Annotated in this window: 28 protein-coding genes and 2 riboswitches; of the genes, 7 read left to right on the top strand and 21 right to left on the bottom strand. The window is 39.7% G+C overall.

Translation table 11 applies throughout. From position 1 onward, the window contains the following. The first annotated feature begins 5 nt into the window (after nucleotides 1-5). The gene (locus SFC47_RS09265; protein ID WP_411253987.1) at nucleotides 6-1,073 is read left to right on the top strand and encodes an NAD(P)/FAD-dependent oxidoreductase; all 1,068 of its coding nucleotides are present in this window, start codon (nucleotides 6-8) and stop codon (nucleotides 1,071-1,073) included. 774 nt (nucleotides 1,074-1,847) lie between these two features. Here SFC47_RS09265 and SFC47_RS09260 read toward each other — a convergent pair. After that, the gene (locus SFC47_RS09260) at nucleotides 1,848-2,183 is read right to left on the bottom strand and encodes a YuzD family protein (protein ID WP_411253986.1); all 336 of its coding nucleotides are present in this window, start codon (nucleotides 2,181-2,183) and stop codon (nucleotides 1,848-1,850) included. A 148-nt stretch (nucleotides 2,184-2,331) separates the two neighbouring features. Between SFC47_RS09260 and SFC47_RS09255 the strand changes: the two genes are divergently transcribed. Beyond that, the gene (locus SFC47_RS09255; RefSeq protein ID WP_034674824.1) at nucleotides 2,332-2,574 is read left to right on the top strand and encodes a NifU family protein; all 243 of its coding nucleotides are present in this window, start codon (nucleotides 2,332-2,334) and stop codon (nucleotides 2,572-2,574) included. A 44-nt stretch (nucleotides 2,575-2,618) separates the two neighbouring features. Here the strand turns inward: SFC47_RS09255 and yutH are convergent, their stop codons facing one another. Next, a complete protein-coding gene (yutH, locus tag SFC47_RS09250) occupies nucleotides 2,619-3,629 on the bottom strand; it encodes a spore coat putative kinase YutH (protein ID WP_411253985.1) in 1,011 nt (336 codons plus the stop codon). Nucleotides 3,630-3,837: 208 nt separating this feature from the next. On the opposite strand from yutH, the gene SFC47_RS09245 reads away from it, so the two are divergent. Then, nucleotides 3,838-4,338: a phosphatidylglycerophosphatase A family protein gene (locus SFC47_RS09245; RefSeq protein WP_411253984.1), complete on the top strand. Its 501-nt coding sequence runs from the start codon at nucleotides 3,838-3,840 to the stop codon at nucleotides 4,336-4,338. 150 nt (nucleotides 4,339-4,488) lie between these two features. On the opposite strand, the gene SFC47_RS09240 is transcribed toward SFC47_RS09245, so the two are convergent. The 3 genes from SFC47_RS09240 to SFC47_RS09230 are packed head-to-tail and all read right to left on the bottom strand — an operon-like array spanning nucleotide 4,489 to nucleotide 7,069. Then, nucleotides 4,489-5,253 carry a TIGR01457 family HAD-type hydrolase gene (locus tag SFC47_RS09240; protein ID WP_411253983.1) on the bottom strand — a complete coding sequence of 255 codons (765 nt, stop codon included), beginning with the start codon at nucleotides 5,251-5,253 and terminating at the stop codon, nucleotides 4,489-4,491. A 60-nt stretch (nucleotides 5,254-5,313) separates the two neighbouring features. After that, complete coding sequence (locus tag SFC47_RS09235; protein ID WP_411253982.1) at nucleotides 5,314-5,754, bottom strand: DUF86 domain-containing protein; 441 nt, start codon at nucleotides 5,752-5,754, stop codon at nucleotides 5,314-5,316. A 28-nt stretch (nucleotides 5,755-5,782) separates the two neighbouring features. Next, entirely contained in the window at nucleotides 5,783-7,069 is a 1,287-nt protein-coding gene (locus SFC47_RS09230) for an EAL domain-containing protein (protein WP_411253981.1), read from the bottom strand. Between the two features lie 199 nt (nucleotides 7,070-7,268). Here SFC47_RS09230 and SFC47_RS09225 point away from each other — a divergent pair, with 199 nt between their 5' ends. Then, on the top strand, nucleotides 7,269-7,535 hold the full coding sequence (locus tag SFC47_RS09225) for a DUF3055 domain-containing protein (RefSeq protein ID WP_411253980.1): 267 nt from the start codon (nucleotides 7,269-7,271) through the stop codon (nucleotides 7,533-7,535). A gap of 173 nt (nucleotides 7,536-7,708) precedes the next feature. Further along, on the top strand, nucleotides 7,709-7,990 hold the full coding sequence (locus SFC47_RS09220; protein WP_411253979.1) for a cytosolic protein: 282 nt from the start codon (nucleotides 7,709-7,711) through the stop codon (nucleotides 7,988-7,990). Between the two features lie 47 nt (nucleotides 7,991-8,037). Here SFC47_RS09220 and SFC47_RS09215 read toward each other — a convergent pair whose 3' ends face one another. Further along, entirely contained in the window at nucleotides 8,038-8,313 is a 276-nt protein-coding gene (locus SFC47_RS09215) for a YutD family protein (RefSeq protein ID WP_411253978.1), read from the bottom strand. A 114-nt stretch (nucleotides 8,314-8,427) separates the two neighbouring features. Between SFC47_RS09215 and SFC47_RS09210 the strand changes: the two genes are divergently transcribed. After that, a complete protein-coding gene (locus SFC47_RS09210) occupies nucleotides 8,428-9,066 on the top strand; it encodes a YhcN/YlaJ family sporulation lipoprotein (RefSeq protein ID WP_411253977.1) in 639 nt (212 codons plus the stop codon). 37 nt (nucleotides 9,067-9,103) lie between these two features. Here the strand turns inward: SFC47_RS09210 and lipA are convergent, their stop codons facing one another. Beyond that, nucleotides 9,104-10,021: a lipoyl synthase gene (gene lipA / locus SFC47_RS09205; RefSeq protein ID WP_411253976.1), complete on the bottom strand. Its 918-nt coding sequence runs from the start codon at nucleotides 10,019-10,021 to the stop codon at nucleotides 9,104-9,106. A gap of 205 nt (nucleotides 10,022-10,226) precedes the next feature. Between lipA and SFC47_RS09200 the strand changes: the two genes are divergently transcribed. After that, entirely contained in the window at nucleotides 10,227-11,180 is a 954-nt protein-coding gene (locus SFC47_RS09200; protein ID WP_411253975.1) for a M23 family metallopeptidase, read from the top strand. 33 nt (nucleotides 11,181-11,213) lie between these two features. Here the strand turns inward: SFC47_RS09200 and yunB are convergent, their stop codons facing one another. From yunB to SFC47_RS09130, 14 genes are all read right to left on the bottom strand, one after another. After that, nucleotides 11,214-11,969, bottom strand: a complete 756-nt coding sequence (gene yunB, locus SFC47_RS09195) for a sporulation protein YunB (protein ID WP_411253974.1) — start codon at nucleotides 11,967-11,969, stop codon at nucleotides 11,214-11,216. Between the two features lie 98 nt (nucleotides 11,970-12,067). Next, nucleotides 12,068-12,370: a YunC family protein gene (locus tag SFC47_RS09190; protein ID WP_411253973.1), complete on the bottom strand. Its 303-nt coding sequence runs from the start codon at nucleotides 12,368-12,370 to the stop codon at nucleotides 12,068-12,070. 63 nt (nucleotides 12,371-12,433) lie between these two features. Next, nucleotides 12,434-13,786 (bottom strand): bifunctional metallophosphatase/5'-nucleotidase, encoded by a 1,353-nt coding sequence (locus SFC47_RS09185; RefSeq protein WP_411253972.1) that lies wholly within the window; start codon nucleotides 13,784-13,786, stop codon nucleotides 12,434-12,436. A gap of 18 nt (nucleotides 13,787-13,804) precedes the next feature. After that, nucleotides 13,805-14,626, bottom strand: a complete 822-nt coding sequence (locus SFC47_RS09180; RefSeq protein ID WP_411254101.1) for a sulfite exporter TauE/SafE family protein — start codon at nucleotides 14,624-14,626, stop codon at nucleotides 13,805-13,807. Between the two features lie 16 nt (nucleotides 14,627-14,642). After that, nucleotides 14,643-15,488, bottom strand: a complete 846-nt coding sequence (locus SFC47_RS09175; protein ID WP_411253971.1) for a DUF72 domain-containing protein — start codon at nucleotides 15,486-15,488, stop codon at nucleotides 14,643-14,645. 520 nt (nucleotides 15,489-16,008) lie between these two features. Then, nucleotides 16,009-17,406 (bottom strand): Fe-S cluster assembly protein SufB, encoded by a 1,398-nt coding sequence (gene sufB / locus SFC47_RS09170; protein ID WP_192654302.1) that lies wholly within the window; start codon nucleotides 17,404-17,406, stop codon nucleotides 16,009-16,011. A gap of 50 nt (nucleotides 17,407-17,456) precedes the next feature. Next, a complete protein-coding gene (sufU, locus tag SFC47_RS09165; protein ID WP_045517992.1) occupies nucleotides 17,457-17,897 on the bottom strand; it encodes a Fe-S cluster assembly sulfur transfer protein SufU in 441 nt (146 codons plus the stop codon). Continuing rightward, nucleotides 17,887-19,116 carry a cysteine desulfurase gene (locus SFC47_RS09160; protein ID WP_411253970.1) on the bottom strand — a complete coding sequence of 410 codons (1,230 nt, stop codon included), beginning with the start codon at nucleotides 19,114-19,116 and terminating at the stop codon, nucleotides 17,887-17,889. The genes sufU and SFC47_RS09160 overlap by 11 nt, the downstream gene beginning before the upstream one ends. Beyond that, complete coding sequence (gene sufD / locus SFC47_RS09155; protein WP_411253969.1) at nucleotides 19,116-20,426, bottom strand: Fe-S cluster assembly protein SufD; 1,311 nt, start codon at nucleotides 20,424-20,426, stop codon at nucleotides 19,116-19,118. The genes SFC47_RS09160 and sufD overlap by 1 nt, the downstream gene beginning before the upstream one ends. A gap of 23 nt (nucleotides 20,427-20,449) precedes the next feature. After that, a complete protein-coding gene (sufC, locus tag SFC47_RS09150; RefSeq protein ID WP_411253968.1) occupies nucleotides 20,450-21,235 on the bottom strand; it encodes a Fe-S cluster assembly ATPase SufC in 786 nt (261 codons plus the stop codon). A 421-nt stretch (nucleotides 21,236-21,656) separates the two neighbouring features. After that, on the bottom strand, nucleotides 21,657-22,484 hold the full coding sequence (locus SFC47_RS09145) for a MetQ/NlpA family ABC transporter substrate-binding protein (RefSeq protein WP_411253967.1): 828 nt from the start codon (nucleotides 22,482-22,484) through the stop codon (nucleotides 21,657-21,659). A 16-nt stretch (nucleotides 22,485-22,500) separates the two neighbouring features. Continuing rightward, nucleotides 22,501-23,166 carry a methionine ABC transporter permease gene (locus SFC47_RS09140; RefSeq protein WP_411253966.1) on the bottom strand — a complete coding sequence of 222 codons (666 nt, stop codon included), beginning with the start codon at nucleotides 23,164-23,166 and terminating at the stop codon, nucleotides 22,501-22,503. Further along, nucleotides 23,159-24,184, bottom strand: coding sequence for a methionine ABC transporter ATP-binding protein (locus SFC47_RS09135; RefSeq protein WP_411254100.1), 1,026 nt, complete (start codon nucleotides 24,182-24,184; stop codon nucleotides 23,159-23,161). The genes SFC47_RS09140 and SFC47_RS09135 overlap by 8 nt, the downstream gene beginning before the upstream one ends. Before the next feature lie 161 nt (nucleotides 24,185-24,345). Next, nucleotides 24,346-24,454: riboswitch (SAM riboswitch) on the bottom strand. A 134-nt stretch (nucleotides 24,455-24,588) separates the two neighbouring features. Then, nucleotides 24,589-25,905: an O-acetylhomoserine aminocarboxypropyltransferase/cysteine synthase family protein gene (locus SFC47_RS09130; RefSeq protein WP_411253965.1), complete on the bottom strand. Its 1,317-nt coding sequence runs from the start codon at nucleotides 25,903-25,905 to the stop codon at nucleotides 24,589-24,591. Between the two features lie 71 nt (nucleotides 25,906-25,976). After that, nucleotides 25,977-26,080, bottom strand: a riboswitch (SAM riboswitch). Nucleotides 26,081-26,149 lie beyond the last annotated feature (69 nt).

Here is a 26,149-nt window from a genome sequence, read left to right as displayed (position 1 = left end):
AAAAAATGAAAAACCTTGTAATTCTCGGTGGCGGATATGGCGGAATGAAGATTTTAAATGAACTTCTTCCCAATCATTTACCTGAGGATGTAAGAATTACACTTGTTGACCGCGTCCCATACCATTGTTTGAAAACGGAATATTATGCCTTAGCAGCTGGAACAGTTTCCGATAAAGAGCTGCGCGTTTCTTTTCCAGAACACCCTCAACTAGAAATTAAATATGGGGAAGTTATGGGAATTGAAAAAGAGAATAAAAGGGTTCTAATTAAAGATTCCGAGCCCATCAGCTATGACGATTTAATAATTGGTCTAGGCTGTGAGGACAAGTACCACGGTGTCCCAGGTGCGGATCAATACACTTACAGTATTCAGAGCATTGAAAAATCACGTACAACTTATTCAGTTCTAAACAATTTAGGACCAGGATCTGTTGTGGGAATCGTAGGGGCAGGACTAAGCGGCGTGGAGCTTGCGAGTGAATTGAGCGAAAGCCGCAGTGATTTAAAAATTAAATTATTTGATCGTGGTAAGCATATTCTTCCTGCCTTTCCTGACCGTCTAAGTAAATATGTTGAGAATTGGTTTCATAAAAATAATGTTGAAATTATTGGCAATTCTAACATCACAAAAGTGGAAGAAAATCTGCTTTACAACCATGATGAGCCGATTCCGTGTGATGTGATAGTCTGGACCGCTGGGATCCAAGCTAACAAGGTAGTTCGTGAATTAGGTGAAGAAATGGATCGCTCTGGCAGGCTGATTATTACACCTCGTCATCATTTACCGAACGATGAGCATGTCTTTATTCTAGGAGACTGTGCAAGTCTTCCGCATGCCCCAAGTGCTCAATTAGCAGAGGGACAAGCTGAACAAATCGTTGAAGTTTTGAAAAAGCGCTGGAACGGTGAAGAACCGCCGACAGAATTCCCAACGATTAAATTAAAAGGAGTTCTAGGTTCCCTCGGCAAAAAACATGGCTTTGGGATGATGGCAGACAGAGCCATTACTGGCCGTGTTGCCCGTCTGTTGAAATCTGGAGTACTTTGGCTCTATAAATATCATAATGGTTGATATCTTCAAACAGTGCATATGCACTGTTTTTTTGTTTTAAATAGAGAAAAAGCGGTCATCATGGCGGGACCATGGTGACCTCTTTTGAAAGTTAATAAACAGTGGTACTAATCACTTCTATGAGTGACCATCAACCCTGCATTTTGCAGGCTTCGGGTTCACTTCACCTCTATAAGTGACCGGCAACCCTTCTTTTTACAGACTTCGGGCTCTCATCACTTCTATGAGTGACTGGCTGCTACTCTTTTCGCAGTCTTTGGGCTCTCATCATCTTTATGAGTGACCGGCTGCTCCTCTTTTCTCAGTCTTCGGGCTCTCATCACTTCTATGAGTGACCGCGAACACCTCTTTTTACAGTCTTCGGGCTCTCATCACTTCTATGAGTGACCGCGAACACCTCTTTTTACAGTCTTTGGGCTCTCATCACCTCTATGAGTGACCGCGAACACCTCTTTTCACAGTCTTTGGGCTCTCATCACCTCTATGAGTGACCGACAACACCTCTTTTTACAGTCTTCGGGCTCTCATCACTTCTATGAGTGACCGACAACACCTCTTTTTACATTCTTTGGGCTCTCATCACCTTTATGAGTGACCGCGAACACCTCTTTTTACAGTCTCCGGGCTCCCATTATCTTAATGAGTGACCGACAACCCCTCTTTTCGCAGTCTTCGGGCTCTCATCACCTCTATGAGTGACCGCGAACACCTCTTTTTACAGTCTCCGGGCTCTCATCACCTATCAATGGTAAGCCAACTATGTTTCGATATTGTTTATTCTGACACAACTGCTGTGTATCCGTACTTTTCCATCTCACTAAAGATTGTTTTTAACCGTGGATTCCCTTCGCCAACAATTTTGTCTTTAATGACAACAACCGGATAAAACAAATCTTCTTCAATGACTCGTTTTGCAAAGTTTTCTTTTTCACTGTCAGCAGGCGGCTGATAAATATCAACATACGTCATTTTGAATGGCTGCTCTGGGAATTTCCTGCTGATAGCAGCCTCCAGCCATTCGAATGTTTCCTTTGAGGAAGGTAAATTAACACAGCTTGGGCATAATTGCTCTGCGCCATACAGGATAATTTCTACAGTAGTACTTGTCATTCCATCCATCCTAACTTTTTCTTCTATTTTACATCATTTAAACTATTAAACATAAAAATATGGTTGTAAATGTGCGAATTCCCATTTCATGAGAATGGATTTTTCCCTGCAATGACATTATAATATAAGGAGGAAGGAGACGATATATATGGCAGAACAAGTACAAGAAATGTTTGAGCAGGTTCAGGAAGTATTAGATAAATTACGTCCATTTCTTCTTCGCGACGGAGGAGATTGTGAATTGGTTGATGTTGAGGATGGGATTGTAAAATTACGTTTACTTGGTGCATGCGGAAGCTGCCCGAGCTCAACAATTACTCTAAAAGCAGGGATTGAAAGAGCACTTTTAGAAGAAGTTCCTGGCGTTGTTGAAGTAGAACAAGTATTTTAATAACCAAAAAGAGCGGTTGCTGATAAAAGCAATCGCTCTTTTTATTATCGCATGGATAACCAATCTAATTGGGGAATATTTAATGGTCTTAAGGGTGCACCTGCCGTATGATAAAAATGCCCCAAAAAACGTTCATATTCTGTTGATTGTTTTAACATCTTCGTTAACTGCTCTTCAAGAAGTTTCTTTTCCTGCTCCGATTGAGTGATATAGTAATTTTCAATGCACTCAAAGTAATGCAGCGGGAACACTAATCGTGAGTATAATAATCGCCACGAAAAAGAGCTCAACGGTGCAATGCTTTGATAATCAACAAAAAACTGTTTTACATCCATTTCGTAGGTTTGCGTATTTCTGAAATACCGATCTCTCGTCCATTCAGCTAGGTCACGGCTCCGATGATCAAAAACCCAGTCAAAGGGGTCCTTAATGTAATAATTCGCCCCCCAAGAATTATTTGAAAAACGTTCATGGCATACGGTTCCACTATCAGATTCCTTTGGTTCATCGTCAATCTCAGTATCCACCAAATACTGAATAGCATTTTCCGTTAAACCAATGTAGTAAGGAAATGATTCGATAAACATTCGTTCAAATTCATCCTCAGGTGTTTGATAGAGGAGTTGACTCCATACTTTTTCAATTTGGTCCAGACGCTTTTCCCATAATTGTTTCCATTGCCCTATTCGGCTAGTTCTCTCAATTTTGACTGGCACTGTCTTTCCACGTTCATGAAATTTAGCTAACTTTCTTCCTAATTTTACTTTTACTTGCTTGTCGGTTTGTCGATTAGCCAGCACACAATATTGATGATCCTCCCAGGCAGTAATGAGGCTTCCTTCGTTAGATTGTAAAAAGGCAGGAACATGGGAATCCCCATTTTTTCTTAAATGTTCCGCTATTTGTTCAAGCTCATAAATATCTTCAGCTTCTCTTCCGTCAGAATTAGCAACGAAATAAAGCCAGCCATTACTTCTTAATGCGTCATAGGAATCAAGCTTTATATATTCCTCTACTTGGATGCCATATTTATTTTCAAGTAATTTCTGAAGCACGCTAACACCTCTTCTCTTTTCTACTCTTATGTCATATATATGTAGTAGCCCAAAAAACTTGTTGTCTTCTTACGTAATAAAGTATAAGAAAAACGTAATAGGAGAAATCTGAAAGAAGGGTGATGGTTCATTCGTTCCTTTTCAAAGAGACGTGCATATGTTATGAATTAAGAATAGTGAAAAATTCCAAGGAAAAGGTGATAAATGGATGGCAGAAGATAGAAAAATGGATTTAACAGAAGAAACAGCTCGAAGATGGATTAAAGAAAGAGGCGTAGAGATTCAAGATATTGCAGATTTAGTATTCTTTTTACAGGAAAAATACCATGAAAACTTAAAAATGGAAGATTGTATTGCCAATGTTGAGCGGGTTATCGCAAAACGTGAGGTCCAAAATGCCATCATAACAGGAATTCAGCTCGATATGCTGGCTGAAAAAAATATGCTGGAAGAACCTATTCAATCCATTATTAAAACGGATGAAAGTCTATATGGCGTAGATGAAATCCTGGCATTATCCATCGTTAACGTGTATGGTTCCATTGGCTTTACGAATTATGGATACATCGATAAGCAAAAACCTGGTATATTAGCTCGGTTAAACGATAAATCAACTGGTGAATGTCACACGTTTCTAGATGATATCGTCGGGGCTATTGCAGCCGCTGCATCAAGCAGACTGGCACACCGCGCTGCGCATGTTGAATAGAAAAGCGGAAGCGCCTTGAACAGGGGCGACAGGCATAAGACGAGCCGGCGGAAAGGTTGCTTTTTAACCTTTCTGACGGATTGGCTTATGACCCGAGCCCCTAGGCGCTGTAGCTAGACAATTCTCAAAGTCAGAACTTCCATCCTTTTCTTACGGCTCCCATTGATCCATTGAATCAATTGCATAGGTGGGTTTTCGGTCATAGCCCGCAAGTAATTCCTTCGTGGTCACACCTGTATGAACTAAAAGCGTATCAATACCTGCATTCATACCCGCTAATATATCGGTATCATAATAATCGCCCACCATTAAGGTTTCGTCTTTAGAGGTCCCTAAAACCTTCAGAGCCTGCTCCATTATAATAGATTCAGGCTTCCCGATGAAAATAGGATTGGTCTGCGTTGATACGGCAACCACAGAGGTAAGCGAACCATTTCCAGGAAGTAAGCCCCTTTCAGTTGGTATTGCAATATCTCCGTTTGTAGATATAAAAATTGCACCATTACGGACCGCGAGGCATGCAACAGCTAGTTTTTCGTAGCTGATTTCACGGTCTATCCCAATCACAACATATTCCGCATCCTCACCGCGAAAGGTAAAGTTTTTTTCCTCTAGAGCAGTACGAATTCCTTCTTCACCAATGACATAAACAGATGCATCCATCTTTTGTTCATAGATATAATTAGCTGTTGCCTGGCTTGTGGTAAAAACAAGCTCTTCCTCACAAGGAATATCAAAAGCCCTTAACTTCTCAGCAACTTGAGCCGGGGTCCGTGATGAATTGTTGGTGACGAATAAGTAAGGTATATCTTTAGCCCTCAATTTTTTTACAAAGTCACCAGCCGCTTCGATTTTTTCTGACCCCTTATACATTGTTCCGTCTAGGTCGATTAAATAGCCTTTATACTTTTTCATGTGGAATCACTCCTATCTGTATCATAGTCTAAATGAAAAGGGCCTAGGAACGCGGTCCGATTAATGTTGATTAAACGCTGAAACTGGGCCAAGTTCATTTTGCAGATAGTCCCGGACATTCTTTGGAAATAGTGCTAACGTATTAATATGAGCAGAGAACTGGTTCTGAAGTTCACTATGGTTAATCTCCATATATAACTGAACAAGAGTCTTCCGATAATGAATGAGAGTTTTTAAATTGTTACCTGTTTGGGCACTAACAACCTTTTCGTCAATTAAGATATCAATAATATCTTCATAACTGCCTGGGTCTCGCATGATAAACCCATCTATCATCGCGTTTCCTACATCTAAAACGGATTCAATCATGAGATGTGTAATCCGTTCTAATGCTGCTTTTTCTATTTGAGTTGACCATTGATTCTGACTAGAATATAGGCTGATCTGTTTTTCTAAAAAAACCAATGTTGTCTCTAACTTATCACGGTCTACAAAATACATGTCATCCACTTCCTCTAATTTAGATTACCTAAGTTGCAATTTCTTCATAAAACCTAGCTGGCCGGGCATAAAAATTCCCCTGTGCTAAGTCAACATTATTTCTAGTTAAAACGGAGGCCTCTTCTTGGTTTTCAATACCCTCCGCCACAACTAATGAACCTGCCTCCCTGGCAACAAGAAGCAGCCCTTTTAACATTGACTCTTTGACCGAGTTTTTATCGATGTCTTCAATGACTGACCGATCAATCTTAATAATGTCAGGCATCAGTTCAGTAATCGTATTTAAGCTGGCGTAACCTGCACCAGTGTCATCCACAGCAATTTTAAAGCCCATCAAACGTAAAACATTAATATTAAATGAAAAGTTTTTTAATCCCTCGATCGTATCACGTTCAGTCACTTCAAAGGTAATTTGTTTCGGTGTTATGCCTCTATATTTCTGTAACAACTTTTTTATATCACTGGTAAACCTAATGTTCCCTAGCGTTAAGGGAGTACAATTAACAAATATATCTTGGCGGCACCGGGATGCTTTTACTTGTTGAAACACTTTTTCAAGTACAATCATTTCTAATTCGTATAAACGACCTGTTTGCCTTGCAACAGAAAAAAGCTGTATCGGTGATTCTAATACCGTTCCTTTTGGGCCGCGGGTAAGCAGTTCCCATGCCCTTATTTCGCTGGTCGCTACATCGATAATCGGCTGTGCAAATAGTGTTATATTCTTTTTGGTAATAATCTTGTTAATGGCCAGCAGCATTTCATTAATCTCCAGCTGTTCACGCTTCTCGGCTATGCCTAGTGCTTGTCTATGTGCCCTTAATATGGAATCCTGGAGTGAATAGTCATGTTTTTCGACAAACATATATCCTTCTTCAAAAGTTGGATAATGTTGAGGGTAAAGCTTTACAAACCTTTGGACTACTTCTTCTGTTATCTTTTTAATCATAAGGTCAATATTAGAAATAGAATGGCGATCATGATCAACGGTAATTAATAGCGTAATGCCTTCGCCAAAATAATCATGAAGGGAAATTACTTCTTTTGGATTAACCTCTTGTTCTACGACGATTTGAAAAAGCTTCTTCAGTGTCTTTATTAATTTGGACTGTTGCTGGAATTCCGTTTGTTCTATTATATCCTTCTGGTTTCTTAACTTGAAAACAATAACTGCTACCTCATGCCCAGCACGAAAAGCACTGCTAACCCCTTCTAATAAGGGATTACGCAAGGTGAATTGGGGAGGGTAATAGCGTATAGACGAAAGAGGTAATATAATCTTTCCCCATTGCATTACACTCTTTACTTTATTCATGTAACGACAGTCCATGGATTCCATCCCTCTCAAAAGCAGCATAACGACAATTTTAAGTATATTGTAACACAATTTGACAGCATCGGTTTTTCATTTAGTAAATTTTTAACAAGTTCCGAGTAAACCAAAATTCCCCCCTTGCCTCATTATTTGGTAATATATATAGAGGACGGAGAAATTAACTAAAGGAGTACACCAAATGAAAGAACGTTTTTTCTTATACGATGATACAGAGAATACAAAAACACGATTTGTCAGCTTTGTTGGCGATAACCAACGCTTTGATTTAGCCATCGTTCAAACAGATCGTCATTATGGGAAACATCTCGTACTTGATTTGCAAGGAAATCGCTTTGCAATCATTGGAGAAGATGATTTAAAAGAAGAAGGGTATTTAGAATACGCATATCAATTAAATGAAGAAGATGCCGAAGAATTGCGTTCCTTTTTGTTAGAATTACTATAACTATTTATTACTCCTTTTTTGCATACTAAACAAAAAGCGAAAGCGCCTGCACAGGGGCGACAGGCTTAAGACGAGCCGACAGGAAGGTTGCTCTTTAACCTTGCTGTTGGATTGGCTTATGACCCGAGCCCCTAGGCGCTGCAGCTAAATTAAGAAAAAGGAGTGAGTATGGTATGCCTGAAAAAGATACAAAAAGCTATTTTGATCTTTCCAATGTTGAGAAACAAAAGAATTTCTTAACTGCCGAGGAATTCCCGGAAGGTCCTTTTGGGTCTCCTACAGGTAAAGACAAGCCTGTTGAAAATAAAAGCACCCCTTGGCTTGAAGGACAGCGTTACTATAGCAACTTTAATTATGAGGATAAAACCTTTCATCAGAATATACCCAGGCAAATGGACGGGGCTCATCCAACACACGATGATCCTGACACAGAAGGGCAGCCTCCTTATTCTTAAAAGTGGAGTGCCAGAATCAATAAAGAGCTCGCCAAATGGCGAGCTCTTTATTTCTTTACTTTTTTCAAAACAAAATAGGCACAGCCAAAATTGCAGTATTCATATAAATATTCACTCAATGTACTGATTTTGGTATCAAAGGTAGCTTTTTGATTCTGATCTTCAAAAAAACCTTTTAGCCGAAGCTGGCCATATCCCCAATCTCCGACAATATAATCATATCTAGATAATATATCGCTATACCTAGCCTTTAAGGCTTCTTCATTAAAGCCCTCTCTGTGTTCTTGAACGATCTCATAGGTGGAGCCGTTGATACTGATCATGTAATCACCTCAAATTTTACCAGTCAATCTTTCTTTCATTATAACCGATTCACCATCAATTACTAAGAAAAAAAATCAGTTATTTGGCCATTCTAAAAAAAGGAGGTGCTTTAAGTGAAAAAGTGGTCGATAATTATTGGTTTTTGTGTACTCCTGACAGCAGCTGGCTGCTCAAAGGATATGGCTAATCGCGATGTTTATGAAGAAAGTGGAGATACCATAAATGTTAATAATAAAAGAGATGAGCTTTACAATGAAGGCGGAGGCAAAGGCGTTCGAAACGTAAGTGATAATTATGGCTTTGTTCGCCACCAAAGAAGTCCTATTCAAGGAGACCAGGGTGGCACCGAACACTATTCCGCGATTGACCGTGAACAATTAGCAAATATTATTAGCCAGCTAAGTACAGATATCCCAAATGTTAACGACGTAGCCACGCTGGTTACCGATCAGGAGGTTCTTGTTTCCTATAGTACAAATTCCAAGGACCGTAATCAAACTGCTGATCAGGTAAAAAGAACAGCCATGTCTGTTGTTCCAAGATACTACCATGTTTATGTTTCCGATAATACCAATTTAATGCGCGATGTGGAAAATCTCGCTAATCTGGATTCAAAAAGTAAAAATGCAAGAAATTTGGTTAATGGCTTAGTTAAACAAATGAAAAAATCACCACAGGGAAATCGAATGAGTGATAGTGAAGATGAAAATGGAGCAACGAAAGATGATGTAATGAACACAACAAATAAATAATAAATAAGAGTTCAGCCGCTAGACTGAACTCTCTTTTTTATGCTTCTTTTGCTTCTGTTTCGCCTAGTAATTGTTTATGCTTTGCGGCTGCATTTACCTGTTCATCCGCATGATATGATGAACGAACTAACGGCCCTGCTTCACAGTGACTAAACCCTTTTGCAAGGGCAATTTCACGTAACTCCGCAAATTCATCTGGATGATAATATTTTTCAACCTTTAGGTGAGTTTTAGATGGCTGCAGGTACTGACCTATGGTCATAATGTCCACATTATTGGCTCTAAGATCGTCCATTACCTCGATAATTTCTTCTTTTGTTTCACCTAAACCAACCATAAGGCTCGATTTTGTGGGAATAGTTGGCTGCATTTCTTTTGCCCGGCGTAAAAATTCAAGTGAACGTTCATATTTTGCTCTTGCCCTGACTCTCGGTGTTAATCTCTTCACAGTTTCAATATTATGATTTAAAATATCAGGTTTTGCGTCCATTAATAATGCTAAATTTTCTTCCTTGCCGCCCATATCCGATGGAAGCACTTCAATGCTAGTAAATGGATTTTTTCTTCTAATCGCTCGAACAGTTTCAGCAAATACCCCTGCACCGCCATCTTTTAAATCATCGCGTGCCACCGCAGTAACCACGACATGCTTTAGGTTCATTAATTGAACAGAGTCTGCTACGCGTTCTGGCTCTTGCAAATCTAATTCTGTCGGTAATCCTGTTTTAACCGCACAGAAACGACAGGCCCGTGTACAGGTATCACCGAGAATCATGAATGTTGCCGTCCTTCTTTCAGCCCAGCACTCGTGAATATTAGGACAGCGTGCTTCTTCACAAACCGTATGTAAGTTTTTTTCGCGCATCATTTTTTTTAATCCTGTATAATGCTCATTCGTATTTAATTTTATTTTCAACCAGTCCGGTTTTCTTAAGTATTCTGCGTTTTTGCTCACTAGTTCCACCCCTATAAATGAGTTTGCTCCTAGTCACTTTACCACACTTTTTGCAGTAACAACAAGCAGTCTAACTCTTTAAGCTTTTATTTCCAATTATTGCCCATAATGAAATAGCCTAGAAATCATAAACTAAAGACGTACAATAATCGGAAGGAGGATTCCTGTGCGGGCATTTCTGATAATTGGAACTTTCCTCTTATTAATGAGCAGCATATCTCCCAGGGATGCTCATGCTAAAGGTCCTGATGAATATCAGGAAAGAATGAGGCTATACAAGAAAGTGGAAACACTCACACAAATTCCTTGGTATTATTTGGCGGCTATAGACCAGTACGAACGAAATATCCGTGCTGTTCGTAAAGACCTGCCAAAAGCAGAAAGTGTGATTGGCATTTATTTTACCCCAGAGAAATGGGCTGGACCAACTAATCCAAACCCTGCCGAAGAGAACCCTGCAATTATCGAGCTTTTTAATGGTATGGGTGTGGACGGGGATGGAGATGGCAAAGCTAGTTTAAAAAGTGACGAAGATGTCTTATATGCGTTTGCCAATTATCTTCTCTCGTATGGAATAGATCATGATAATATCAAAATCGGGTTATGGAATTATTATCATCGTGATAAAACAGTCGGCATCATTACTGACAAGGCAAAAATCTACCGCCATTTCGGCAGATTAGAATTAGATAAGCATGTTTTTCCTTTACCGCTTCGCAGCAATCACAGCTATCGCAGTACTTGGGGTGATGCAAGAGGCTGGGGCGGCAGAAGAATGCATGAGGGCACCGACATTTTTGCCGGTTACGGAGTTCCTGTTCGTGCTACTAACTATGGCATAGTAGAAATGAAGGGTTGGAATAAGTTCGGCGGATGGCGAGTAGGAATTCGGGATATAAATAATACGTATCATTATTTTGCTCACCTTAGCGGTTTTGCTAAAGATTTAAGAGTAGGTCAAATTGTCGAACCTGGAACATTAATTGGCGGTGTTGGCAGTTCTGGATATGGACCTCCTGGGACATCAGGTAAATTCCCTCCCCACTTGCATTATGGGATGTACAAAGATAACGGCTATATCGAATGGTCCTTTGACCCAACTCCACATTTGAGATTATGGAAACAGCAGGAAAGACAGGCGTTAAAAAATAAAAAGTAATACGGAAAAAGGACTGTCAAGGAACAGTCCTTTTTAATTTTCTGGCTGCGGAATTTGGATAGATGGGGTTATTCCATTGCCGCCATTGTTATAAAATTGCGGTACCTCTCCCTGAATTAATCTTCCGCCCACTGGGATATTCTGCTCTAATTTCGTAATTTCTGTTGCAAACGGGGTAATGATTTGTACTGATACCTCTAAATGGATTGCGACATCAATCCATGTATTATTGATTCCCATGGGTTTAGGGTTAATTTTCACATCTGGCCGAACTTCACCGATTGCATGGAACCTAACAGGTATTTTGGGACCTAAATTTCCTAATAAAGCCATATTTGTTGCTTGACCAAGCGGAACATTCCAAACTATTCCATCCTGTTTCTTTGCATTTACCTCAATATCAACATCCGTTAATTTCTCTAGAGAATCAAGATCACCTTTTTCGGCTGCATTTAAGTTCTTTTGAATTTCATTGGTGATCTCTGATAACTTCTGATTTATCACTTCCGTTTTTAAACTTGCACTCGGCTGGGCACCATTTTGCCCCGGTTCAACGGCGATAACATCCCCTACTTCTACCGTTTTTTTGTTAATCGCCTTATTAATTACTTGTGAGGCAATTTGCTTCGTTTTGGATTCCGCATATCTCATTAAGGAAGGTTCAATTCCTTTGTTAACCAGCCAGATTCCCAATGCCGTAGACAAAAGAAAAAATACAAATGATAATAACAAAACGTATCGGAAAGGTAACGGTCCTCGTTTCCTGGGACGCATACGAAACTTTGCCAAAAAAAATCCCCCCTTACATGCTATATGTATGCGGGAATGAAGTGAACTAGCCTATAATTTTATGAGTTAAAAAAAGCCTGCACATCCTAGTGCAAGCTTTAAACCATTTTTAACAAGGCATCTTTCCCAAGCATTCCTTTTGTTATCCCTAAGTTTTCCGCCTCGATTGTTACTGACTCCATTGGTGCATTAAGGAGTTGTTCAATAGTTCTTACTCCTACCGCTCTTGCGGCTATGATTTTTCGGTCCTTAAGCTTTTCGTTTAATAAACCAACATCTAAGGCTCCGCACATTATATATCCCTTATCATTGCTTACAGTAAGCAATGTGGTTTTTGGCAATAAGACAGTAACAGCCAAGAACGTGTGACCATTAATGTCTACCGGTGATAGCTCAATCAATTTCCACACTCCTTTCCCTCACTAACAATTTATGAAAGTGAAAGAAAAAGAGTGTATCCTCCTTTAGGACTGCTTTTGTAATTTCCATTTCAGTAAGTCTCGTAAAAATTCAGGAAGAAAATACTCTTTTTTCTTATTTGGAAAAATGTCTTTAAAAAAATGCCCAAAGGTAAACATGTCTGGTACTGCCAATGAATAGGTTTTGTCTAATTCTAGTTCAATGTCATTTATTAGAATCCTGTTGTCTTCCTTAAACGCAATCCGATCATACACACTGACACCCATTACCGACCCCCTGAATCCAAGCCCAACCACATGTTTTTGCGCCCATTCTTCAGTCCTCGTTTCAAGCAATACCTCTCTTAACTCACTTCCTGTTAGTTCAATCTTACAGGGATTAATGGGATGAGGACATATAGTTAGTAAATCATAAGCCGTTACACTGCCTGATAATGACCCCAAAATAAGACCGGCATTGATAAAGGCACAGTCTGCATCACACCATTCTCTTAAGGCACTGCATAAAATTTGTGATAGCTCTGTAACCTGAAAAGAATCGTGGTGATAGTCATCCGTTAATGTAGTGATTTTCTGTTTTAATAACTTTTTCCCTTTCCGGTAAAGCTCCTTAGAGATTGCCTTTTCATCAGGAACTCCTGGAAGTTCCAGCACATTGTACAATTTTGCTTGTTTTTTAACTAGCTTTCTCTTGTCAACTTCAATCGTAACATGCCCTATAAACCTTCCGTGCTTACCAGCCCCCGCAAGCAATGTCTGCCCTGCCTGCTTTCCCGCGGGCAGCGTGTGATGGGTATGACCGCCAAGTATGACATCAATCTCGGGATATTCCATTGCAATTTGTTCATCCAAGTTTAGTCCGAGATGAGAAAGGAGGATGATTACATCCGATTGTTCTTTTAGAGGCTGCATCCACTTTCCCAACTCTTCAAGCGGGTTAGTCAGATGCCAGCCTAATAGCTCATAAAGCAGAGAAAAATAGGCTGTTAACCCAATCACACCAATTTTTGTACCCTTTGTTGTCTGATAAATTTCATATGGTTTTACCCATGTTGGATGCTGCGTATTCTTGTCATAGAGGTTAGCCACTAAAACATCAAATTCACTTTTGTCATATAGATGGTTAAGCACTTCATATGGAAAATTGATTCCTTCATTGTTACCAATCGTCACAGCATTGTAGCCGCTCTCATTTAACAATTCAATATTCCCCTGCCCCCCAGTCCCTTCTGAAAGAGGGTGCCAGCGATCAATAAAATCACCTATGTCAAAAAGGAAGAATTCTTCTCCAGTTTCGGAATGAAGTTTTCTTCTGCTAGTTAAAAAATGATGGATCCGCGGCCATCGTTTTAAATGGCTGTGTAGGTCATTTGTGTGATAGATATGGATTATTTCCATGAATGCTTCGCTTCCTTTTTAGCCAATAATTCCTTGATAAATTAATCGTATGCCAACGATTATTAGTATGGTGCGTAATAATAAAACAATAGTTTTGCTTTTTAGCTTGATGTTTAAATAGACACCAATCTTTGCACCAATCCATGCCCCCGGAACTAATGCCAAAGCAAGGAGCCAGTCTACATTACCAAGCGTGATATGAGTAATGGAGCTGAGAATTGATGTTGGTAAGATCATAAACATGGATGTTGCTGTTGCAACATGGGGTGGAAAGAAGAAAAGCAGGATCATGGCTGGAACCAGTAAGGACCCTCCGCCAACACCAAGAATCCCTGATATGAACCCAACAATAAAGGCAATAGCCACTCCTGTCACAGGGTTAAATCCATACTCAAAGACTTCTCCTGTGTTATCCGTGAAGCTTCTGAATATCCCCTTGTCTTTGCGGTATGGAATGGGTTTTAGTTTATCTTTTAATAATAAAATACACGAAACAAGAAGAATAAAAGTTCCAAAAAATAAATTGAATGATTTCAAATTTAATATCTCGGTAACCCATGCTCCGAGAATACTGCCTGGTCCACTGCCTATGAGGAAGATCAATCCGCTTTTATAATCTACTGTTTTATGTTTCATATACGCTAAAGTAGAAGATAAACCGGTAAATATCATAGTGAAAAGTGAGGTGCCCACAGCTGTCTGCGGAGAAATATAGCCAAAGGCAGATAGTGAGCCTAAAAAGAGTAAGGAAGGGACAACGACAATACCTCCGCCTAATCCAATTAAGCTGCCTAAGGAACTACCTGCAATTCCTATCAATATTAAAACAATCCATTCCATCATCTTTCTCCTTTGTTTAAAATAAATCTAGCTGTCTAGGAGCGAGGTCCTCATATTTTATATCTAAAAGGGTTATCATTTCTTTCGCGTTATCTGCCGCATCTCCCCCGGAGTTGTTGTTAAATAGTACATAGATGTTCCTGGATTCCTGTGATAATCTCAGGATTATGTCTCTCCATTCTTTAAGTTCCTGCTGATTGTAGCGATAAAGATATCGCACCTCCCGCCAGTTCTCAGCCTGCCGCTTTTGCCAGCCATGAACGTTCCTGCCATGAAACCGAATGAGCAGGTTTTCTGAATCGACTGCCTCTAATATAGCTGGTATAGATCCCTCGCCAGATTGAGGTTCATCACAAATACTATGTATCCACTTCTCTGCTTTCATAAACTCCAGCGTTTGCTGGCGAAAACGGGGTATAAACCAAGATTGGTGCCTGAATTCTAACGCAGAGGGGATATCCCCCATTTGTGCTTTACACCATCTTAAATATTCAACATTTTCCCTTCTACAATCAAACCATGGCGGAAATTGAAAGAGCACCATTGCTAATTTATTGGCTTCTATGTAGGGCACAAGCGACTCTTTGAAGGCATGGAACATTTCCTCTTTGGTTGCAAATGGAATTTCACCGCGCTGATGACCAGTCATACCTTGATAGGCTTTAACAATGAATTGAAAGGATGCCGGGGTATCATTCACCCATTTAACTGCATTCCTTTTAGGTTGGATGGCGTAAAAAGCTGCATCCACTTCTACAGTTGGAAAATGACCTGAATATTCTTTTAACTTATCCCGCGGCGGAGTATGATCTGGATATAAGCTATCGTGATCGCCCCAGCCTGTGACACCAATATAAATCAATGTATATCACCTCACAGATTACTAATAATAGAATACACTTTGTAATGGTTTTCTGCTATTTGGGGGTTTTCGGGGTATCTGCAAGTATTTGGGCGCTATCCGAGAGTAAACCTCCGCTATCCGAGAGTAAACCTCCGCTATCCGAGAGTAAACCTCTGCTATCCGAGAGTAAACCTCCGCTATCCGAGAGTAAACCTCTGCTATCCGAGAGTAAACCTCCGCATCCGAGAGTAAACCTCCGCATCCGAGAGTAAACCTCCGCTATCCGAGAGTAAACCTCCCCATCCGAGAGTAAACCTCCGCTATCCGAGAGTAAACCTCCACTATCCGAGAGAGTAAACCTCCACTATCCGAGAGTAAACCCACCCTATCCGCCAGTAACCCTACGCTATCCGCCAGTAAACCCTCGCTATCCGCCAGTAAACCCACCCTATCCGCCAGTAAACCCACCCTATCCGCCAGTTAGTAAACCCGAAAACACAAAGAGCCGCCTGCCAATATGGCAAGCGGCTAAATAATATTAACCGATAGAACCTTCCATCTCGAACTTAATTAGACGGTTCATTTCGACTGCGTATTCCATTGGCAGTTCTTTTGTAAATGGCTCAATGAAGCCCATGACGATCATTTCAGTTGCTTCTTGTTCTGAGATACCACGGCTCATTAAGTAGAAGAGCTGCTCTTCAGATACTTTAGAAACTTTTGCTTCGTGCTCAAGTGAAATATTGTCATTTAAGATTTCATTGTATGGAATTGTATCGGATGTTGATTGATTATCCATAATCAACGTATCACATTCGATATTTGCACGTGCGCCATCGGCTTTACGTCCGAAGTGAACAACACCACGATAAGTAACTTTACCGCCATGCTTTGAAATCGATTTTGAAACAATGGTAGATGAAGTGTTTGGAGCTAAATGAATCATCTTCGCTCCCGCATCCTGGTGCTGACCTTTACCTGCAATGGCAATCGATAAAGTCATACCGCGTGCGCCTTCGCCTTTTAAAATAACAGCTGGGTATTTCATCGTTAATTTAGAACCGATGTTACCATCAATCCATTCCATTGTTGCATTCGCTTCACAAACCGCACGCTTTGTAACAAGATTGAATACATTGTTTGCCCAGTTTTGAATTGTTGTGTAGCGGCAATAAGCATCCTTTTTAATGATGATTTCAACAACCGCACTATGAAGTGAGTTGGTTGTGTAAACAGGTGCAGTACAGCCTTCTACATAATGAACATGTGCGCCTTCATCAACGATTATTAATGTACGCTCAAATTGTCCCATGTTTTCAGAGTTAATTCGGAAATACGCCTGTAGCGGAGTATCCACTTTAACACCTGGTGGTACATAAATGAACGACCCGCCAGACCAAACCGCAGAATTCAATGCAGCAAATTTGTTATCCGTTGGCGGAATAACCTTTGCCCAGTGCTCACGGAAAATATCTTCATTCTCTTTAAGAGCTGAGTCTGTATCTTTGAAGACAATCCCTAGCTCTTCAAGGTCTTCCTTCATGTTATGGTAAACAACCTCTGATTCATATTGAGCAGATACACCAGCAAGATACTTTTGCTCTGCTTCAGGAATCCCAAGTTTGTCAAACGTTGCTTTGATTTCTTCAGGGACTTCATCCCATGATTTTTCTGATTTCTCAGATGGTTTTACATAATAAGTGATTTCGTCAAAATTCAATGAGCCTAAATCGCCGCCCCATTGAGGCATTGGCATTTTATAAAAATGCTCTAAAGATTTTAAACGAAAATCCAGCATCCATTGTGGTTCATTTTTTAGCTTTGAAATTTCTTCAACAATTTCACTCGTTAAACCACGTTTAGATCGGAATATAGAAACGTCCTTATCGGCAAAACCGTATTTATAATCTCCGATTTCCGGCATCTTCTTCGCCATCGACCTGTTCCTCCTTTTTAAACGAGAAGGGTATAAGCACCCTTCTTGTTTTACTGTTGTTCCTCTTCAGTTAATCCTTTTTCCATCGCCTTCCACGCTAATGTGGCACATTTAATACGTGCTGGAAATTTCGCAACTCCCTGAAGTGCTTCAATATCACCTAAATCGATATCGTCATCATAGTCTTTCCCTTGCATGATATCGGAGAAAATCTTCGAAAGCTTAATCGCTTCCTCCACCTTTTTCCCTTTAATTGCCTGGGTCATCATCGAAGCGGATGACATTGAAATGGAACAGCCCTCTCCCTCAAATCTTGCGTCAATTACGACTCCATCTTCGACCTTAAAAGTTAATTGAATTCTGTCACCGCAAGTAGGGTTGTTCATATTAATCGTATGACTGCCATCTTCTAAAATCCCTCGATTACGAGGATTTTTATAATGGTCCATAATAACACGACGGTATAAATTATCTAAATTATTAGAAGACATCGCTGAAATACTCCTTTGTTTTCACAAGTCCTTCAACCAGCTTATCAATATCGTCTTCTGTATTGTATAAGTAAAAGCTTGCACGAGCAGTTGCAGATGCCTTTAACCATTTCATCAACGGCTGGGCACAGTGGTGTCCGGCACGGACAGCAATACCCTCAGCGTCAAGGACAGTCGCCACATCATGCGGGTGTACATCGCTAATATTAAAGGTTACGAGGCCAGCACGTTTAGAAGCGTCTAATGGTCCATAAATTGTCATGCCCGGTACAGAAGACATTTTTTCTAACGCGTACTGTGCCAGCTTATGCTCGTGTTTTTCAATATTATCTAAGCCAATTTCATTTAAAAAGTCAATTGCTGCTCCAAGACCAATAGCACCTGCAATAATAGGTGTTCCAGCTTCGAACTTCCAAGGAAGTTCCTTCCATGTTGATTCTTGTAAATGAACAAAATCAATCATTTCTCCGCCAAACTCTATTGGTTCCATTTTTTCTAACAAATGCTTTTTACCATATAATACTCCGATACCAGTTGGAGCACACATTTTATGTCCAGAAAAAGCTAAGAAATCGCAATCCAAATCTTGGACATCAATTTTCATATGAGGAGCACTTTGTGCACCATCAACTACCATAATCGCACCATTCTCATGGGCAATTTTAGCAATTTCTTTAACAGGATTAATTACACCTAATACATTGGATACCTGCATGACAGAAACCACACGGGTATTCTCTGTAATCGTTGCAGTGACATCATCAAGGGAAATAGTTCCATCCTCTTGAAGAGGAATGTACTTTAATACTGCCCCCGTCCGTCTTGCGACCTGCTGCCAAGGAATAATGTTGCTGTGGTGCTCCATATACGTAATGACAATCTCATCACCAGCTTTTAAATTGTCAGCGGCGTAGCTGGCAGCAACTGTATTTAAGGCTGTGGTTGTACCCCGGGTAAATATTACCTCTTGGGTTGATTTTGCATTAATAAATCTGCGAACCTTTTCCCTTGCCCCTTCGTACGCATCTGTCGCTCTTGTTCCAAGCGTATGAACACCACGATGAACATTGGAATTGATTTCTTTATAGTACTTTTCCATCGTCTCAATGACTTGGATAGGTTTCTGAGAGGTTGCTGAGCTATCTAAATAAACAAGGGGTTTCCCGTTTACTTCCTGGTCTAAAATAGGGAATTGACGACGAATATCAAGGACATTCATTATCGTACTTTCCTTTCAATAACAGCTGTTAACTGTTGTTTAACTCCTTCAATTGGAAGCTGGTTAACGACTGGTGCAAGGAAACCATGAATGACCAAGCGTTCTGCTTCTTTTTTCGGAATCCCACGGCTCATTAGGTAGTATAGCTGAACTGGATCAACACGTCCTACTGATGCCGCGTGTCCTGCTGTTACATCATCTTCATCGATAAGCAAAATCGGGTTCGCATCGCCACGTGCTTTTTCACTAAGCATCAGCACGCGTGATTCTTGTTCTGCATTCGATTTTGATGCACCATGTAAGATATGGCCAATCCCATTAAAAATGGAAGAAGCGCTATCCTTCATTACACCGTGCTTTAAGATATAGCCTTCGGTGTTTTTACCATAGTGAACAACCTTTGTCGTAAAGTTTTGTGTCTGCTCACCGCGGCCGACAACAACGGTTTTGGTATCTCCATAAGCACCATCACCCATAAGGTTTGTGGTATTTTCTGAGATGGTATTTCCTTCATTCATTAAACCTAGTGCCCAATCAATACGGGCATCTCTGCCTGCAGAACCACGGCGATTCACGTATGTTGTGATTCCCTTTGCGAGAGTATCAACCGCACCATACTGAACCTTAGCACCAGCTTTTGCAATCACTTCTGTTACGATATTAAATACACCATCAGCAGATTCAAGTGTTGACAGATAGTTTTCTACATATGTTACTGAGCTATTATCATCTGCAACTACAATCACGTGATTGAAAAGGTTCGTATCAGCATGATCATGTAAGTAAATGGAATGAATCGGTTCTTTAATTTCCACATTTTTAGGAATGTATAAGAATGCTCCGCCATTTACAAGTGCTGCATTTAAGGCAATTAGGCGATGTTCATCTAATTTAACCGCTTCAGTTAAAAAGTATTTTTGTACCAGTTCGCTATGATCACGAATGGCTGTAAAGATATCGGTAAAAATAACCCCTTGCCCTTTTAATTCTTCTGTTAAAGAAATATAGGCTGGTGTTTGATTCCGCTGAATATATAAATTTTTAGCAGCAGTCTCATCACCAATTAACGCTTTAACTTCTTCAGGAAGTTCAGCAAGTGAAGAGAAGCTGTCACTTTTTACGGTATGAGTACCAAATTGAGTGAAGTTCCACTTATCAATTTTCGTTTTATCAGGTCTTGGCATTGGCAGAGTTTCGCTTAATTCAAAAGCTTTTTGACGAAATTCTTCCATCCACGCAGGCTCGTTCATTTCTGTTGAAAAAGAACGAACAAAATCTTTATCGAATGATAAATTCGTTTCTGTTGTCATGATTATCCTCCTAACGCTAACTCTTACGCTTCTTGCCCAACTGTTTCATCTTCAATTCCAAGTTCTTGCTTGATCCAGTCATATCCTTCTGCTTCTAAGCGTTGTGCAAGTTCTGGCCCGCCAGATTTCACAATGCGTCCCTGCATCATTACATGCACATGGTCAGGAGTGATATAGTTTAACAGACGCTGATAGTGTGTAATAATTAAACAGCCGAAATCTTCTCCGCGCATTTCATTGATTCCCTTTGATACAACCTTTAAGGCATCAATATCTAATCCTGAGTCAATTTCGTCTAAAATTGCGATTTTTGGCTCAAGCATCATTAATTGAAGAATCTCATTACGCTTTTTCTCTCCGCCCGAGAATCCTTCATTAAGGTAACGCTGTGCCATATCAAGATCCATTTCAAGGAATTCCATTTGCTTATCCATTTTTCGGATGAATTTCATTAAAGAAATCTCATTTCCTTCGCCTAGACGGCTATTAAGAGCTGAACGCAGGAAATCGGCATTTGTTACACCGTTAATTTCACTCGGATATTGCATAGCTAGGAATAGACCTGCACGTGCACGTTCGTCAACTTCCATTTCTAGAACATTTTCATCGTCTAGCATAATAGAACCGCTTGTTACTTCATACTTTGGATGTCCCATAATAGCAGAAGAAAGAGTAGATTTACCCGTACCATTTGGTCCCATGATTGCGTGGATTTCTCCACCTTTTATTTCAAGGTTTACACCTTTTAAAATTTCTTTCCCATCAATTTCTACATGTAAATCTTTGATCGTTAAAGTTGATCCAGCCATATATATACCTCCGCAAAGATAATTTTGTATCTTGTAGCCTCTAACATCGGCCCAAAATTCTATTCTCACTTTATTCTCATTACAATCTTATAACAAATAGAATCTGTTAGCAACTCATAAACAGTAATAACAATACGGAAAAGAAAAAGAAATATTATTTTCACTCGAGCCAAATCAAATGAGAATGAATAAGTAATAAAGGAGTATGATAATTCAGAATTTTGCATCTTGTGACCGCTTTATGTATTCACATACGAACTAAATCATAACTTATTTTTCTCTAGTTTGCCAAGATTTCCTCTTTATTATTTCCTGCCTATTTTTACCTAAAAGCCTTGTTTCATGTAAGTAAAGTTTAAAATAGCAGAAAGCCAGTAAGTTCCCCTTAACTGGCTTCCCGACTTTCTACTATATATTATTCTTATTCAGAAACAGTTACTGCACCTTGGTACTTTTCAAGAATGAAATCCTGGATTTCTTTTGATTTAAGGACTTCAACAAGGGTTTTAATTTCTTCACGGTCTTTATCCTCAGAACGAACGACTACAAGGTTTGCCGGTACAACGTCATCGCCTTCAAAAGCAATTCCATACTTGCCAATATCAACTCCGCCTTCTAATGCGTAGTTTGTATTAATAACTACCGCATCACCTTCACCACTTTCGAATGAAGAAGCTAGTAATTTTGCTTCAATTAACGTTGAGAAATCAAGTTCTTTTGGATTGTCAACAATATCCTCGACTCTTGCATTTGCACCAACGCCTTCTTTAAGCTTAATTAACCCTTCTTTTTCAAAAATCGGTAAAATACGTCCATGGTCACTCAGGGAATCACTCATAATAATTTTCGCACCGTTTGGAAGGTCTTTTAAGCTTTTATATTCTTTAGAATAAATGCCGATAGGTTCTTTATGAATTTCCCCAACACTTACAAAATCAAAATCCTTATTTTCTTCCATTTGTAATGCTAAGTAGCCTGGTGTTTGAAAGTAGTTTGCATCAAGATCTTTATCCCTTAAAGTTACGTTAGGAAGGATATAGTCCTGAAAAACTTGTACTTCTAAATCAATGCCCTTTTCTTTTAAAATCGGTTTTGCCGCGTCTAGCACTTCTGCATGCGGTACAGCAGATGCACCCACCACTAATTTTTTGTTACCATCTTTTTCTGATGTTTCGTTTTTGTCACCGCCACAAGCTGTTAATGTGATGGCTAAAATGGCTAATAGAATAAAACTAAATACTTTTTTCATCTTTTTACTCCTCCAGTTAACGTTTATCTGTTTTCTTTGTAAAATAATCTCCAATAAATTGGATGATAAATACCAAAATTAAAATCGCAATCGTTGCAACTAATGTAACAATCGGTCTATTACGCTGAAACCCTTCCAGGTAGGCAAAATGTCCGAGCCCGCCGGCACCAATAACACCGGCCATTGCAGTAAAGCTGACAAGCGATATCGCTGTGACAGTAATCCCTGAAATTAATGCAGGTAAGGATTCGGGTATTAAGACTTTAAAAATGAGCTGCCCATGTGTTGCTCCCATCGATTGCGATGCCTCAATAACACCTTTATCAATTTCCCTTAGGGCAATTTCTACCATTCGTGCATAAAAAGGGGCAGCACCAATAATTAGCGCAGGCAGTGCCGCATTTGCACCGAGAATAGTATCTAGTAAAAATTTTGTAAATGGAATTAATAGTACGATTAAGATAATAAAGGGAATGGATCTAAAAATATTTACAAATCCTGCAATAATGACATTAACTGGCCGATTAGCCCATAAATTCCCTTTATCCGTTAAAAATAACAGCAGACCCAGCAGCAATCCTAAAACAAATGTGGCGAACACTGAAATGGAGGTCATATAAATAGTTTCATATGTTGCCTCTAATAAATCTTCCCATTTTACTATTTCCATCAAGTCAGCCATTATTGATCACCTCCACTCCGACTTGCTGTAAGTGAATATAATCAATAGCTTTCTGTATTTCGCTTGCTTCCCCATCAATGTGGATAAATAATGTTCCATATGAACCGCTTTGCGTGTGCGAAATTTTCCCTTGAAGAATATTAATAACCACATCAAAATCCCGGATGATGTTAGTGATTAAAGGCTGTTCTGTAGATTCCCCAACGAACGATAGCTGCACTACTTTTCCATGTGGATAAAGCTCAATCAGATGTTCAATTGTTTCTTTCGTTTCTTCAGGTTCCGTAACCTGTTGGACAAATCGTTTTGTAATCGGCTGCTGCGGATGTTTAAACACATCCAAAACTGAACCGAGCTCAACAATTTTCCCGCCTTCCATTACACCTACACGGTGGCAGATTTTTCGAATGACATGCATCTCATGTGTAATTAAGACGATCGTTAAACCTAGACGTTTATTGATATCGACTAACAATTCTAAAATGGAATCTGTTGTTTGCGGATCAAGAGCTGATGTTGCTTCATCACAAAGCAATACTTTCGGGTTATTGGCAAGTGCTCTTGCAATCCCTACCCGCTGCTTTTGTCCACCGCTTAGTTGTGATGGATACGCATTTTCTCGACCTTCAAGGCCAACCAGCTTAACTAGCTCAGCGACCCTTTTATTTTTTTCCGTTCCTTTTACCCCGGCAATTTCTAAAGGAAAAGCAATATTTTCACTAACCGTCCTAGACCAGAGCAAGTTAAAATGCTGAAAGATCATACTAATTTCCTGCCTGGCTTTACGAAGCTCACTGCCCCTGATTTTTGAAATAACCCTGCCAGCAACCGTAATAGACCCTGATGTCGGGAGCTCTAGTCCATTAAGCATTCGTATTAAGGTACTTTTACCAGCACCGCTATATCCAATTACTCCAAAAATTTCTCCTTCTTTTATTTCTAGATTTACATCATCGACGGCTCTCAGCTGTCCTTGTTTAGAAGGAAATACTTTTTGGACATCCTTTATAGAGATCAATTCCATCACCTACTTTTATCCAATTAAATGAATATCAATATTTCAACCTGATTGTATAACTTAAATATAGAGTTTGACTGTTTAGCCAAAAACATTCTTATATTAGAAAATTAAAAAGCCTTCCTGCACAGGGCAGAAAGGCATCATAAATAAAAACCTTTCTCCCATCTTCCAAAGCAATCGCTTTGTGTGAATTGGCACCATTTCAATAAATATATTGACGGTTGCCGGGCTTCATCGGGCACATCCCTCCACCTCTCTTGATAAGAGCTATAGCATTCTATATTTAATTAACACGTTCATGGATTAAAGTATTCATTTTAGTACGCAAGTAATCTTATCACGGATAAAAAATAGTGTCAAACAAATTTTCAACATATTTCGAATAAACTTACTATCTTGATTTAGGCTTTTGTTTTTATAGAAGAAACACCAGTTGCAGCCTCAATTGCAGACTCCAGATCTTCGATTAGGTCCTCTACATTCTCAATACCAATGGACAGTCTAATTAAGTCCTCCGAAACACCAGCTGCCTTAAGTCCTTCTGCATCTAATTGCTGGTGAGTGGTACTCGCAGGATGGATAATTAAGCTTTTTGCATCCCCAACATTTGCTACATGTGCGAATAATGTAATCGAATCAATCAACTTCGCTCCAGCTTCTCTCCCGCCTTTTATACCAAAAACAATCATGGATCCTGCACCTTTAGGTAAATACTTACTTGCCAATTCAAAGTCAGGATGCGAGCTGTGACCTGGGTAGGATACCCACTCTACTGCAGGATGGTTTACTAAATAATTCACTACTTCCTTTGTGTTGGCAACATGTTCCTTCATTCGGACATGGAGGGTCTCAAGACCAAGAGTGAATTGAAATGCATTCTGTGGACTTAAAGAAGGTCCTAGGTCACGTAATAATTGAACCCGGGCTTTGATAATATAAGCAACAGCACCTAAGCTTTCAGCGTAAACAAGGTCATGATAGCTTGAGTCTGGAGTTGTAAAGCCTGGAAATTTAGGTGAATTCCAGTCGAACTTACCACCATCTACAATAACTCCTCCGGTTGTTGTCCCATTTCCTAATAGCCACTTCGTTGCCGAATGAATTACAATATCAGCACCATATTCAATCGGTCTGCATAGGTATGGTGTGGCAAAAGTATTATCAATAATTAATGGAACTCCTGCTTCATGGGCAACCTCAGCAACTTTTTCAATATCAAGTATGCGTAAGGATGGATTACCAATCGTTTCTGCGAATACAGCTTTTGTTTTTTCATTGATGGCTGCACGGAAATTTTCCGGATCTTCTGGATCTACAAATCTAACCTTAATTCCATACTTTGGAAGTGTTACAGCAAATAAATTATATGTTCCACCGTATAATGTAGAGGCTGAAACGATTTCATCTCCCGCTTCAGCAATATTTAAAATTGCCAGGGTAATTGCAGCCATACCGCTTGCTACTGCCAGTGCCCCTACACCGCCCTCCAACAATGACACTCTTTCTTCGAAAACAGTAGTGGTTGGATTATGGATTCGAGTGTATATGTATCCAGACTCTTTCAACGCAAAAAGATTAGCTGCATGTTCAGTATTTTTAAATTGATAGGCATTATTTTGGTAAATCGGTACGGCACGAGCTCCTGTTACTGGATCCGGAGCCAAACCTCCGTGAACACTCAACGTTTCAAAGCGGTAACTTTTTTGATTTTCCCCCATACTTAACACTCCTCCAATTATTTAATTAACTAAAAACAGTAAACCCCCTCTTTAAGAAGAGGGGGTTTCTCTTCTTATCTGCCAGAGTCATTACTCTGTTGGAATTAGCACCGTGTTGTAAAAAACCGGTTGCCGGGCATCACAGGGCCAGTCCCTCCGCCTCTCTGGATAAGATGTTTTAAATTTTTTGATTTAATTGAATATTTTAAAAAAATCATACACTAAATCATGAGAATCTTCAATA

It is taken from the genome of Neobacillus niacini (assembly GCF_046591715.1).
Classification (GTDB): Bacteria; Bacillota; Bacilli; order Bacillales; family Cytobacillaceae; genus Neobacillus; species Neobacillus niacini_L.
The sequence above is the reverse complement of the archived record's forward strand: the minus strand, read 5'-3'. Positions and strand labels throughout refer to the sequence as shown.